Genomic DNA, 12,099 nt, shown 5'->3' with positions numbered 1-12,099 from the left:
GCAAGTTTAATGCCTTGCAGCGTCTTTTTCGCGTCATATCTGACGCGCGGCACTGTGATGTCACCCTCAGGAATGCCTGATGAAGCTCAAGAAACTGTCCGCACCGGTCCTTCTGCTACTACCGGCCTTTGTCGTGCTGGCAGCGGTCATCGTGGTGCCGTTGCTCTTCTCCTTCTATTCGAGCTTCACGCCGTTCCGGCTGACCAAGCCTGAATCGCTCTGGATCTTCGTCGGTCTGCGCAACTACATCACCGTGCTGAGCAACTGGGATTTCTGGGTCGCTTTCGGCCGCACCGTCCTTCTGCTCACCGTCGCACTGAACACGGAGATGCTGCTTGGCCTCGGCCTCGCGCTCCTTGTCAACAAGGCCACCCACGGCCAGCGGCTGCTGCGCACCATCATGATGTTCCCGATGATGTTTTCACCGGTGCTCGTCGGCTTCCAGTTCAAATTCATGTTCAACGACAACATCGGTTTCGTGAACAATGCGCTGCAGTCGCTCGGGCTGACGGACCGCGCCATCCCCTGGCTGATTGACGGCAACCTCGCGCTGATCTCGATCATCATTGCCGAGGTCTGGTCGTCGACCGCGGTCTTCGCGATCCTCATTCTTGCCGGTCTTCTGGCGATGCCGAAGGACCCGGTCGAGGCGGCGCATGTCGATGGCTGCACGCCATGGCAGACATTCCGCTACGTCACCTGGCCCTATCTCATGCCTTTTGCCTTCATCGCCATGACGATCCGCTCGCTCGACGTCGCCCGCGCCTATGACATCGTGAAGATCATGACCGATGGCGGCCCGGCCAAGCGCACCGAGCTTCTGTGGACCCTGATCGGCCGCACGGCCTACGCCGACGCCCGCATGGGGATGGCCAACGCCATGGCCTATGTCGCCATCCTGCTGTCGATCGTCTTCACCGTCTATTTCTTCCGCAAGCTCGCCGCCGCGCGCCAGCAGATCGGAGCCGAGTGGTAATGGATATCAATTCGTCACATCGCCTGCGCCGGCGCCTCCTGAAGACGGCGCATCTGATCGGGCTGTTTCTCGCAATGGCCGTGATCTGCCTGCCGGGCCTCTGGATCGTGCTGTCGTCGTTGCGCCCGACCGTCGAGATCATGGCAAAGCCGCCGGTCTGGATCCCGGAAAGCATTTCGCTGGATGCCTACCGCGCCATGTTCGCCGGCGCCGGGCAGGGCGGGGTTCCCGTCTGGGACTACTTCCGCAACTCTCTCATCATCTCCGTCACGTCGACGGTGATCGCTCTGGCGATCGGCATGGCCGGTGGTTATGCCTTTGCCCGTTACCGCTTCAAGGCAAAGTCGGCGATTTTCCTCGGCTTCATGCTGACGCGCGCCGTTCCCGGCATCGCGTTGTCCCTCCCGCTCTTCATGATCTATGCCCGCACCGGCATCATCGACACGCATTTCTCGCTGATCCTGACCTATGTCGCGCTGAACGTGCCCTTCACTATCTGGCTGATCGACGGCTTCTTCCGTCAGGTACCGAAGGATCTGGCGGAAGCCGCCCAGATCGACGGCTGCACACCCTGGCAGGCATTCTGGCAGGTGGAGTTTCCGCTTGCTGGCCCCGGCATTGCCTCCGCGGGCATCTTCGCCTTCCTCACGTCCTGGAATGAATATGCTCTGGCCTCGCAGATCACCCGCTCGGTCAACTCGAAAACTCTGCCCGTCGGCCTGCTCGACTACACCGCCGAGTTCACGATCGACTGGCGCGGTATGTGCGCGCTCGCCGTGGTCATGATCGTCCCGGCGCTCACGCTCACCTTCATCATTCAAAAGCACCTCGTTTCGGGCCTCACCTTCGGCGCGGTGAAAGGATAACATTCATGGCTCCTGTCACCCTCAGGAAACTGGTCAAACGCTATGGCGCGCTCGAAGTCGTTCACGGCATCGATCTCGAGGTGAAGGACCGCGAGTTCATCGCCCTGGTCGGCCCGTCCGGTTGCGGCAAATCGACGACGCTGCGCATGATCGCCGGCCTCGAAGATGTCAGCGGCGGAGCCATCGAGATCGGTGGCCGCAAGGTCAACGACCTGCCGCCGCGCGCCCGCAACATCTCGATGGTCTTCCAGTCCTACGCGCTCTATCCGCATATGACGGTCGCCGAGAACATGGGTTTCTCGCTGAAGATCGCCGGCCGCTCCACTGACGACATCAAGGCGCGCGTCGATGAGGCTGCGACCATTCTCGATCTCGGCCATCTGCTGGAGCGTCGCCCGTCGCAACTTTCCGGCGGTCAGCGCCAGCGCGTGGCGATGGGCCGCGCGATCGTGCGCCAGCCCGACGTCTTCCTGTTCGACGAGCCGCTGTCCAACCTCGACGCCAAGCTGCGCACCCAGGTGCGCACCGAAATCAAGAAGCTGCATGCCCGCATGCAGGCGACGATGATCTATGTGACGCATGACCAGGTCGAGGCGATGACGCTTTCCGATCGTATCGTCATCATGCGCGATGGCCATATCGAGCAGGTCGGGACGCCGGAGGAAGTGTTCCAGAAGCCCGCGACGAAGTTTGTTGCCGGCTTCATCGGCTCGCCGCCGATGAACATGGACGAGGCCGTGGTCGACCATGGCCAGTTGGTGTTTGCGACCGGCGTCCGTCTGCCCATCCCGCCGCGGTTTGTCGGCGCGCTCCGCGCCGGCCAGAAGGTCACATTCGGCCTGCGCCCCGATGATATCTACCCCACGGGCCACGGCCTCCATGCCGGCGATGCCGCTGCCGTGCACGAGGTTGAGCTGCCCGTCACCATCACCGAGCCGCTCGGCAACGAGACGCTGGTGTTCATCCAATTCAATGGCCGCGACTGGGTTTCGCGCATGCTCAATCCGCGTCCGCTTCGCTCAGGCGAAAGCGTGCGCATGAGCTTCGATCTCTCGCGCGCCCATCTCTTCGACATCGAGACAGGAAAGGCTCTGGAAGGCTGACATGGCAAGGATCGAGAAAATTGAACTGCGTATGGTCGATCTGCAGCCGAAGGTGAAGCGGACCGACGCGATCCAGAGCTTCGTCAGCCAGGAAACGCCGATCGTCACGATCACCGATTCCGACGGCGCGACCGGGACGGGCTACAGCTACACGATCGGCACGGGCGGATCCTCCGTCATGCGCCTGCTGTCCGACCACCTCGTTCCGATCCTGATCGGCGAGGACGCCGATTGCATCGAAGCCATCTGGCACAAGATGGAATTTGCCACCCATGCGACGACGATCGGCCCGATAACGGCGCTGGCACTCGCTGCCGTCGACACCGCCCTTTGGGACCTGCGCGCACGGAAACAGAAGCTGCCGCTCTGGAAGCTTGCCGGTGGCGCCAAGGACAGTTGCCCGCTCTACACCACCGAAGGCGGTTGGCTGCATATCGAAAAGGAAGCCCTCGTCGAGGATGCGCTTCAGGCCAAGGCCAAGGGTTTTTCCGGCTCCAAGGTCAAGATCGGCAAGCCGCACGGCTCCGAGGACTATGATCGCCTCTCGGCGATGCGCAAAGCGCTCGGCGATGGCTTCGAGATCATGACCGACTGTAACCAGGGTTTTACCGTTGACGAGGCGATCCGCCGGGCCGCTCGGCTGAAGGAGCTGGATCTCGCCTGGATCGAGGAGCCGCTGCCGGCCGACGATCTCGACGGCCACATCCGCCTGACACGCTCGACCCCGACCCCGATCGCCGTCGGCGAATCCATGTATTCGATCCGGCATTTCCGTGAGTACATGCAGAAGGGGGCCTGCTCGATCGTCCAGGTCGACGTCGCCCGCATCGGCGGCATCACGCCTTGGTTGAAGGTCGCGCACGCTGCTGAGGCTTTCGATATTCCGGTCTGCCCGCATTTCCTGATGGAACTGCATGTCAGCCTTGTCTGCGCCGTGCCGAACGGCAAATATGTCGAATACATTCCGCAACTCGATGAACTGACGACCAAGGGCATGGAGATCCGTAACGGACGCGCCATCGCGCCATCTGAAGCCGGCATCGGCATTGCCTGGGACTGGGATGCCGTGAAAGCGCGCTCGATCAACGAGTTCACCCGGGAATTCGTGAAGTAGGGAGGCCGCCATGCAACGAATGGGAATGGTGATCGGTCTTCAGCCCGACAAGATCGCCGAATACAAGACGCTGCACGCTGCCGTCTGGCCGGAGATCCTCGCGCTGATCTCCGAGTGCAACATCACGAATTACTCGATCTTCCTCAAGGAGCCGGAAAACCTGCTGTTCGGCTACTGGGAATATATCGGCGAGGATTTCGCAGCCGACATGGCCAGGATGGCCGCGCACCCGAAGAACCAGGAATGGTGGTCGGTGTGCATGCCATGCCAGAAGCCGCTCGAAACGCGCGGGGATGGAGAGTGGTGGGCGATGATGGAGGAAGTCTTCCACCACGACGGAAAGGTCTTGCATCGTGACTGACCAGTTCGATCCGACGTCGCTGCAGCAATCCTGGCCGACACCCGAAAAACCGCGCCCGATCGTCATCTTCGGCGCCGGCAGCATTGTCGGTGATGCGCATCTTCCGGCCTATCGCAAGGCAGGCCTTCCCGTCGCCGGCATCTTCGATCCCGATGTCAAGAAGGCGGCGTCGCTTGCTGCCGAATGGGGCATCCGAGCGTTTGCGACCGAGACCGAGGCGCTGGCAATCCCAGATGCGATCTTCGATCTGGCGACGCCGCCGGCAGCGCATGCTGCAATCCTGTCGAAACTGCCAGTAGGATCGGGCGCCCTGATCCAGAAGCCGATGGGCGCAGATCTGGCAGCAGCCACGGAGATCCTCAACATCTGCCGTGACCGGCAATTGCAGGCGGCAGTCAATTTCCAGCTTCGCTTTGCCCCGATGATGCTGGCGCTGCGCGACGCGATCGAAAAAGGCTATCTCGGCCAGATCGTCGACTTCGATGCGTGGCTTGCACTTGCCACGCCCTGGGGTCTCTGGCCGTTCCTCAAAGGGTTGCCGCGGATCGAGATCGCCATGCACTCGATCCATTATCTCGATCTGATCCGCGGACTGCTCGGCAATCCCGACGGTGTGCACGCCAAGACGATCGGCCATCCCAATCATGAGGTGGCGCAGACCCGCACGGCCGCCATTCTCGACTACGGCGACCAGGTGCGCTGCGTGCTTTCGGTCAATCACGACCATGATTTCGGCCGCAAGTTCCAGGCCTGCGAGTTCCGTATCTCGGGAACCGAGGGGGCGGCATACGTCAAGCTGGGCGTCAATCTCGACTATCCGCGCGGCGAGCCCGACGAACTGTGGATCCGGCCAGCCGGTGGCACGGAATGGGTGGAGGTGCCGCTCAACGGCGCCTGGTTCCCAGACGCTTTTGCCAATCGCATGGCCAACCTGCAACGCTTCGTTAGTGGCGAGGACGAGCAGCTGATCGGCGCAGTCGACGACGCCTGGCAGACGATGGCGCTGGTCGAGGCCGCCTACCAATCCAGCGCGCGGCCTGCAACCGCGATCGCGCCACTTCCCGGACGTTGACGATGTTGGAACAGACAATCCATTTCGAAGACTATGAACTCGGCCATGTCAGGTTGAGCACAGGCCGTACGATCACCGAGACCGACTTCGTGGTCCATGCCGGGCATACGGGCGACTTCTTCCCGCACCACATGGACGCGGAATTCGCCAAAACCTTGCCCGGCGGCCAGCGGATCGCCCATGGCACCATGATCTTTTCCATCGGCGTCGGCCTGACGGCGTCGCTGATCAATCCCGTCGCCTTTTCTTATGGCTATGATCGGTTACGGTTCGTGCGTCCGGTTCATATCGGCGACACCATCCGCACCCGCGTGACGATCTCCGCCAAGGAGGACGATCCGAAGCGGCCGAAGGCGGGACGTGTCGTCGAACGGTGCGAAGTTATCAACCAGCGTGGCGAGGTCGTCCTCGCCGCCGATCATATCCTGGTCGTCGAACGCAAAGCATGAGGGGTCAACAATGACAACGGGTCTTTCGGGTAAGGTCGTCCTTATCACCGCCGCAGCCCAGGGCATCGGCCGCGCCACCGCGCTTGCCTTTGCCAAGGCCGGCGCCAAGGTGCATGCCACCGACATCAACACCGAGGCACTCGCAGCGCTGGCCGCAGAAGCCTCTGTTGAAACCCATCGGCTCGACGTTCTCGACCCAGGCGCTGTCGAGGCGCTGGTTGCCAAGATCGGTCAGGTCGACGTGCTCTTCAATTGCGCCGGTTTCGTGCATGCCGGCTCGATCCTCGACATGAAGGATGCCGACCTTGAATTCGCCTTCGACCTCAACGTCAAGGCGATGATCCGCACCATCCGGGCCGTGTTGCCGGGCATGCTTTCGCGCAAGGACGGCTCGATCATCAACATGGCTTCGGTTGCGTCCAGCATCAAGGGCGTGCCGAACCGCTTTGCCTATGGCGTGACCAAGGCGGCCGTCATCGGCCTGACCAAATCCGTTGCCGCCGACTATGTCGCCGACGGCATCCGCTGCAATGCCATCTGCCCTGGTACGGTCGAAAGCCCATCGCTGCAGGATCGCATGCGGGCACAGGGCGATTACGACGCGGCGAGGGCCGCCTTCATCGCCCGTCAGCCGATGGGCCGGATCGGCACGCCGGAAGAGATCGCCGATCTCGCCCTCTACCTCGCCGGCGCGACCTATACCTCCGGGCAGGCCTATGCCATCGATGGCGGCTGGACAATCTGAGCACTCAAATCAGGGATATGACACCATGAAACTTCTTCGTTATGGCGAACCGGGGCAGGAAAAGCCTGCAATCATCGACGCGAGCGGCACGCTTCGCGATCTTTCCGACCATGTCGCCGACTTCTCGGGAGCAGCGCTGGATCCTGCCAAGTTGGCGGAGCTGGCCAAGCTCGATCTTGCCGGCCTTCCGGCTGTGGCCGGCAGCCCGCGCCTCGGCCCTTGCGTCGCTGGCACCGGCAAGTTCATCTGCATCGGCCTCAACTATTCCGACCATGCCGCCGAAACGGGTGCGACCGTTCCCTCCGAGCCGATCATATTCATGAAGGCGACGTCGGCCATCGTCGGTCCGAACGATGACCTCGTCATTCCGCGCGGCTCCGAGAAGACCGACTGGGAAGTCGAACTCGGCGTCGTCATCGGCCGCAAGGCGAAGTATGTCAGCGAAGCCGAAGCCCTCGACTATGTCGCCGGCTATTGCACGGTCCACGACGTGTCTGAGCGCGCGTTCCAGATCGAGCGCCAGGGACAGTGGACCAAGGGCAAGTCCTGCGACACCTTCGGCCCGACCGGCCCATGGCTGGTGACGAAGGAGGAAATCCCGGATCCGCAGAACCTGCCGATGTGGCTCAAGGTCAACGGCGAGACGATGCAGAACGGCTCATCCAAGACCATGGTCTATGGTGTCGCATATATCGTCTCCTACCTGTCGCAGTTCATGTCGCTGCAGCCGGGCGACATCATTTCGACCGGTACGCCGCCGGGCGTCGGCATGGGCATGAAGCCGCCGCGTTACCTCAAGGCCGGCGATGTCGTCGAACTCGGCATCGAAGGTCTCGGCACCCAGAAGCAGTCCGTACGCGCGGACGACTGATCTATTCTCATTGGAGCAAACATGACCCGCATCACCGATCTGCGCGTCTTCGATCTGCGCTTTCCCACATCGCAGAGCCTCGACGGTTCCGATGCCATGAACCCGGACCCTGACTATTCCGCGGCCTATGTCATCCTCGACACCGATAGCCCCGGATTGGCGGGCCATGGCCTGACGTTCACGATCGGGCGGGGCAACGACATCTGCTGCATGGCGATCAAAGCCATGCAGCATCTCGTCGTCGGCAGCGATACGGCGGAGATACTCGCCAATCCAGGCCGCTTTTGGCGACATCTGACCAGCGACAGCCAGCTGCGCTGGATCGGCCCGGAGAAGGGGGCCATTCATCTGGCCACCGGTGCCATCGTCAACGCGATCTGGGATCTGCTCGCCAAGGAAGCCGGCAAGCCCGTCTGGCAACTCGTCGCCGACATGTCGCCGGAAGAGATCGCCGACATTGTCGACTATCGCTATATGACCGATGTGCTGACCCGCGACGAAGCCGTGGCGATCCTGAAGCGTGCCGAAGCCGGCAAGGCGGAGCGTATCGCGACGCTGAAGAGCGAAGGTTACGCCTGCTATACGACGTCTGCCGGTTGGCTCGGCTATGACGACGACAAGCTTCGCCGGCTGGCGCAGGAGGCAATCGACCAGGGCTTCAATCACGTCAAGATGAAGGTCGGGCGTGATCTCGCCGACGACATCAGGCGCCTGACCATTGCACGCGAAGTCATCGGCCCGGACCGCTACCTGATGATCGATGCTAACCAGGTCTGGGAGGTCGGTGAAGCGATCGACTGGGTCAAACAACTGGCCTTTGCCAAGCCGTTCTTCATTGAGGAACCGACAAGTCCCGATGATGTCGCCGGCCACCGTAAGATCCGTGAGGCGATCGGCCCGGTGAAAGTCGCAACCGGTGAGATGTGCCAGAACCGGATCATGTTCAAGCAGTTCATCGCCGAGGGCGCGATCGACGTGGTGCAGATCGATTCCTGCCGCATGGGCGGCCTGAACGAAGTGCTGGCGGTTCTGCTGGTGGCGGCGAAGTATGAGCTTCCAGTCTGGCCGCATGCCGGCGGGGTAGGGCTCTGCGAATACGTCCAGCATCTGTCGATGATCGACTACATCGCCGTGTCTGGGACCAAGGATGGCCGGGTGATCGAGTATGTCGACCATTTGCACGAGCACTTCCTCGAGCCGTGCATCATCCACAACGCCGCCTACATGCCGCCGGAACGTCCAGGCTTTTCGATCGAGATGAAGCCGCAGTCCATCAAGGATTACACGTTCAAGGGCTAGTAGCGCCGATTATCCCTGAGAGGGTATTCATATATAAGTTGTGAATTCAAACGTGTTGCTTGAAGCCGCTGCAGGATCTCTGCGGCGGCTTTTGCTTTTTCCGCCAACGGGACGCGGAATGGCGCTCTCACCTTCGAACAGCCGCGGCGCCGAGACATTCCACTTGACGCTTGTGACTCATTCGTAAATAACTTATTCATTCGCTTATGAATGAATTCCGGAGGGGAGTCCGGAACAGGAGGATCCAATGAAGAAGTTCGTGCTCGCGGCTGCCATCGCCGCTCTGTCCTATTGCGGTAGCGCCAATGCGCAGGAATACAGCCTGCGTTTTTCGACCTCGCAGGTGAATCCCAACGAGCCGATCGTCAAGGCGATGAAGACCTTCTCCGAGCGCGTCGAGAAGCGTTCTGACGGCCGAATCGCGATTACCGTGATGACCGGCGACCAGCTCGGCGCGCAGAAGAAGGTCAATGAGATGGTGATGAGCGGCGCCAGCCTGCTCAGCGCCACCGACTACGGCCAGCTCGGTCAGTTCGTGCCCGATATGTCGATCCTGGCCGGCCCCTACGTCTATCCGAGTCTTGAGGCCACGGACCGCCTGTTTGCATCGGACCTCTACAAGGAACTGTCGGGCAAGCTCGAGGCGCAGGGCATCAAGATCATCATGCCCAACGGCCTCTTCGGCTACCGCCACATCATCTCCAACAAGCCCGTCCGTACCCCGGCCGATCTTGCCGGCGTGACGATCCGCGTGCCGTCCTCGCCGATCATGATGGCGACCTTCGGCAGCTACGGCGCACGCCCGACGGAACTTCCCTGGGGCGATGTCTACAACGCGCTGCAGACCGGCGTCGTCGATGCCGCTGAAGGGCCATTCGGTTCGATCGCCGGTGCGAAGCTGAACGAGACCCGCAAGGTCGTCTCCAAGACCGGCCACCAGATCATGTTCACCGCCTGGGTCGCATCGAGCCAGTTCTTCAACGGCCTGCCGGAAGATCTGCAGAAGATCCTTCTGGAGGAGGGGCAGACGATCGCCAAGGAACTGACTGAGATGACGCTCGAAACCGACGACGCCTATGCCAAGCAGCTTGCCGACTCCGGTGTAGAGATCGTTACAGACGTCGACGTTCCGGCTTTCGTCGAGGCATCGCGCGTCGCCTACGACAAGGTGCCGAATATTACCCCGGGCATCTACGATCGCGTTCAGAAGGCGATGGCCGAGTAGGCGGACACGCTCCCGCCGCCAACCCGGCGTCGGCTCGACGGTCGACGCCAGATCGGCAGATTTTCTCGCAGGGAATGTGAGATTGGCACAGCCGAACTGAAAATGGGTGGCGCAACACGCCACCCATATCCTTCTCTTCAAATGACCGAGGCCGCTATGGAAACCTCACACCTTCAGGAAGAGACAATACCTCTTCTCAGTTTTCGCCGCGCCGACGAGGCGATCGGCGTTGTCGCGCTCATCGTCATCGTCTTTTCGATCCTCTGGGGTGTCGTCAGTCGCTATATCTTCCCGCAGCCGGCTGCATGGACCTACGAACTGGCGATCATGGCCTTTGCCTATCTCGTGTTTTTCGGCGCCGTTGCCGGTGTTCGGTTGGGGACGCATGCGGCGATCGATGTGCTGGTCACGGCCTTCCCCGCAGGCTGGCAGAAGGCGATTGCCTGGTTCAATTACCTGTTGCTCGCCGTCTTCTTCCTGGTGATGACGGTGCTGTTTGCCTGGCAGGCATGGACGTCGCGCCAGGTCCACACCATCGCGCTCGACCTGTCGCGCAGCCTCTCCTATGGCCCGCTCGCCCTCGCGTCCGCCGGCATGTTCGTTCAGCACCTGATCGTCGAAAGACCGTGGACTGCGCGGGTGCATCGCAATGTGGAATCGCTGATATGACCTTCTTTCATCTTGCCGGTCCGTCGCTGTTGGTCGTCGTGCTCTTCCTTTTGTCCACCCCGATCACCTGGGCGATGGCGATTGGAGCGTTGGCGTTCTTCCTCATCAACATGGACATGATCCCGCTTGCCAATTTCGCCCAGGAAATGGCCGAAGGTAGCCAGTCCGTGTCGCTGCTGGCGCTGCCGCTGTTCGTACTCGCCGGCTGCATCATGAACGCCTCGGGCATCACCCGCCGGCTGCTCAACCTTGCTGACGTCCTCGTCGGCCATATGACCGGGGCACTCGCCCAGATGTGCACGGTTCTCGGCACGCTGCTTGGCGGCCTGACTGCATCCGCCAACGCCGATGCGGCGATGCTTGCCAAGACGCTGGGCGTCGAAATGTCGGAGAGGGGATATAGCCGCGCCTTCGCCGCCGTCATCACGTCGTCGGCCGCCATCATCACCAGCCTGATCCCGCCGTCGATCGGTCTTATCGTCTATGGCTTCCTTGCCGAAACCTCGATCGGCCGGCTGTTTGCGGCTGGCGTCGTGCCCGGCCTTGTGCTTGCCGGCGGCCTGATGATCACCACCTACTTCATTGCCAAGAAGCGTGGCTACAAGCCGCTGCGCAAGGAGCGGGCGAGCCGTGCCGAAGCGATGAAGGCGCTGGTCGACGGTCTCTGGGCGCTGTCGATCCCGATCGTCATCTTCGCCGGAACTCGCTATGGGCTGTTCACCACCACGGAGGCTGGTGCAGTCGTCGTCGTCTACGTGCTGTTCGTGGCGGTCTTCGGTTACCGTGAGTTCACCATCCGCCAGATCCCGGAAGTGCTTGCCGAGTCGGTGCGCGATTCGGCCGTGGTCATGATCATGATCTGCGCGGCCGCGGCCTTCGGTTTCTATCTCGCCTGGGAACAGGTGCCGCAGGCGATGTCCGGCTGGCTGGGTGCAGCAACCGACAACCCGCTGTTGATGCTGTTGCTGATCAACGTGCTTCTGATCGTCATCGGTACGGCGATCGAGGGGTCGGCAGCGCTGATCATCCTCACGCCGATGCTGATCCCGATCATCGACGGCGTCGGTATCGATCGCGTGCATTTCGGCGTCGTCTTCATCACCAACCTGACCATTGCCGGCATTACGCCGCCGGTCGGTGGGCTGATGTACATCTCGTCGATGGTGCTGAAGGTTCCGATGATGGCCTATGCACGCGAAGTGCTGCCCTATCTCGCGATGATGATGGTGTTGTTGCTGATGCTCAGCATGTTCCCGCAGCTTTCGCTCTGGCTGCCGAACCTCGTTTACGGGACCACGGCTGTTCAATAGTCGATTGCCGGCCGCAATGAAGAACTGCGGCCGGCAACT

Annotated in this window: 13 protein-coding genes; all 13 read left to right on the top strand. The window is 61.5% G+C overall.

Annotated features, from left to right (window positions below; translation table 11 throughout):
* Positions 1 to 79 precede the first annotated feature (79 nt).
* Entirely contained in the window at positions 80 to 976 is an 897-nt protein-coding gene (locus tag J3R84_RS25105; RefSeq protein ID WP_025428738.1) for a carbohydrate ABC transporter permease, read from the top strand.
* On the top strand, positions 976 to 1,842 hold the full coding sequence (locus J3R84_RS25100) for a carbohydrate ABC transporter permease (protein ID WP_025428739.1): 867 nt from the start codon (positions 976 to 978) through the stop codon (positions 1,840 to 1,842). The genes J3R84_RS25105 and J3R84_RS25100 overlap by 1 nt, the downstream gene beginning before the upstream one ends.
* Before the next feature lie 5 nt (positions 1,843 to 1,847).
* The gene (locus tag J3R84_RS25095; RefSeq protein WP_025428740.1) at positions 1,848 to 2,945 is read left to right on the top strand and encodes an ABC transporter ATP-binding protein; all 1,098 of its coding nucleotides are present in this window, start codon (positions 1,848 to 1,850) and stop codon (positions 2,943 to 2,945) included.
* 1 nt (position 2,946) lies between these two features.
* On the top strand, positions 2,947 to 4,059 hold the full coding sequence (locus tag J3R84_RS25090; RefSeq protein WP_025428741.1) for a mandelate racemase/muconate lactonizing enzyme family protein: 1,113 nt from the start codon (positions 2,947 to 2,949) through the stop codon (positions 4,057 to 4,059).
* A gap of 10 nt (positions 4,060 to 4,069) precedes the next feature.
* On the top strand, positions 4,070 to 4,420 hold the full coding sequence (locus tag J3R84_RS25085) for an L-rhamnose mutarotase (protein WP_057225238.1): 351 nt from the start codon (positions 4,070 to 4,072) through the stop codon (positions 4,418 to 4,420).
* Complete coding sequence (locus J3R84_RS25080; protein WP_057208028.1) at positions 4,413 to 5,492, top strand: Gfo/Idh/MocA family protein; 1,080 nt, start codon at positions 4,413 to 4,415, stop codon at positions 5,490 to 5,492. Before J3R84_RS25085 ends, J3R84_RS25080 begins: the two co-directional genes overlap by 8 nt.
* Positions 5,493 to 5,494: 2 nt before the next feature.
* Positions 5,495 to 5,941, top strand: a complete 447-nt coding sequence (locus tag J3R84_RS25075; protein ID WP_025428744.1) for a MaoC/PaaZ C-terminal domain-containing protein — start codon at positions 5,495 to 5,497, stop codon at positions 5,939 to 5,941.
* Positions 5,942 to 5,951: 10 nt separating this feature from the next.
* The gene (locus J3R84_RS25070) at positions 5,952 to 6,686 is read left to right on the top strand and encodes an SDR family oxidoreductase (RefSeq protein ID WP_171520653.1); all 735 of its coding nucleotides are present in this window, start codon (positions 5,952 to 5,954) and stop codon (positions 6,684 to 6,686) included.
* A gap of 25 nt (positions 6,687 to 6,711) precedes the next feature.
* On the top strand, positions 6,712 to 7,557 hold the full coding sequence (locus J3R84_RS25065; RefSeq protein WP_203529763.1) for a fumarylacetoacetate hydrolase family protein: 846 nt from the start codon (positions 6,712 to 6,714) through the stop codon (positions 7,555 to 7,557).
* Positions 7,558 to 7,578: 21 nt separating this feature from the next.
* Entirely contained in the window at positions 7,579 to 8,856 is a 1,278-nt protein-coding gene (locus tag J3R84_RS25060) for an L-fuconate dehydratase (protein ID WP_025428747.1), read from the top strand.
* 247 nt (positions 8,857 to 9,103) lie between these two features.
* Positions 9,104 to 10,081, top strand: coding sequence for a C4-dicarboxylate TRAP transporter substrate-binding protein (locus J3R84_RS25055; protein WP_203529762.1), 978 nt, complete (start codon positions 9,104 to 9,106; stop codon positions 10,079 to 10,081).
* A 156-nt stretch (positions 10,082 to 10,237) separates the two neighbouring features.
* Entirely contained in the window at positions 10,238 to 10,750 is a 513-nt protein-coding gene (locus J3R84_RS25050) for a TRAP transporter small permease (RefSeq protein ID WP_025428749.1), read from the top strand.
* Positions 10,747 to 12,060 (top strand): TRAP transporter large permease, encoded by a 1,314-nt coding sequence (locus J3R84_RS25045; protein WP_025428750.1) that lies wholly within the window; start codon positions 10,747 to 10,749, stop codon positions 12,058 to 12,060. The genes J3R84_RS25050 and J3R84_RS25045 overlap by 4 nt, the downstream gene beginning before the upstream one ends.
* The last annotated feature ends 39 nt before the right edge of the window (positions 12,061 to 12,099 follow it).

Origin of the sequence: Ensifer canadensis (genome assembly GCF_017488845.2) — a bacterium.
Taxonomy (GTDB): domain Bacteria; phylum Pseudomonadota; class Alphaproteobacteria; order Rhizobiales; family Rhizobiaceae; genus Ensifer; species Ensifer canadensis.
The sequence above is the reverse complement of the archived record's forward strand: the minus strand, read 5'-3'. Positions and strand labels throughout refer to the sequence as shown.

What these genes read in the sequence shown, in the direction of transcription:
- J3R84_RS25105 (WP_025428738.1), top strand. Translation starts at nt 80, where the DNA reads ATGAAGCTCAAGAAACTGTCCGCACCGGTCCTTCTGCTACTACCGGCC.
- J3R84_RS25100 (WP_025428739.1), top strand. Translation starts at nt 976, where the DNA reads ATGGATATCAATTCGTCACATCGCCTGCGCCGGCGCCTCCTGAAGACG.
- J3R84_RS25095 (WP_025428740.1), top strand. Translation starts at nt 1,848, where the DNA reads ATGGCTCCTGTCACCCTCAGGAAACTGGTCAAACGCTATGGCGCGCTC.
- J3R84_RS25090 (WP_025428741.1), top strand. Translation starts at nt 2,947, where the DNA reads ATGGCAAGGATCGAGAAAATTGAACTGCGTATGGTCGATCTGCAGCCG.
- J3R84_RS25085 (WP_057225238.1), top strand. Translation starts at nt 4,070, where the DNA reads ATGCAACGAATGGGAATGGTGATCGGTCTTCAGCCCGACAAGATCGCC.
- J3R84_RS25075 (WP_025428744.1), top strand. Translation starts at nt 5,495, where the DNA reads ATGTTGGAACAGACAATCCATTTCGAAGACTATGAACTCGGCCATGTC.
- J3R84_RS25070 (WP_171520653.1), top strand. Translation starts at nt 5,952, where the DNA reads ATGACAACGGGTCTTTCGGGTAAGGTCGTCCTTATCACCGCCGCAGCC.
- J3R84_RS25065 (WP_203529763.1), top strand. Translation starts at nt 6,712, where the DNA reads ATGAAACTTCTTCGTTATGGCGAACCGGGGCAGGAAAAGCCTGCAATC.
- J3R84_RS25060 (WP_025428747.1), top strand. Translation starts at nt 7,579, where the DNA reads ATGACCCGCATCACCGATCTGCGCGTCTTCGATCTGCGCTTTCCCACA.
- J3R84_RS25055 (WP_203529762.1), top strand. Translation starts at nt 9,104, where the DNA reads ATGAAGAAGTTCGTGCTCGCGGCTGCCATCGCCGCTCTGTCCTATTGC.
- J3R84_RS25050 (WP_025428749.1), top strand. Translation starts at nt 10,238, where the DNA reads ATGGAAACCTCACACCTTCAGGAAGAGACAATACCTCTTCTCAGTTTT.
- J3R84_RS25045 (WP_025428750.1), top strand. Translation starts at nt 10,747, where the DNA reads ATGACCTTCTTTCATCTTGCCGGTCCGTCGCTGTTGGTCGTCGTGCTC.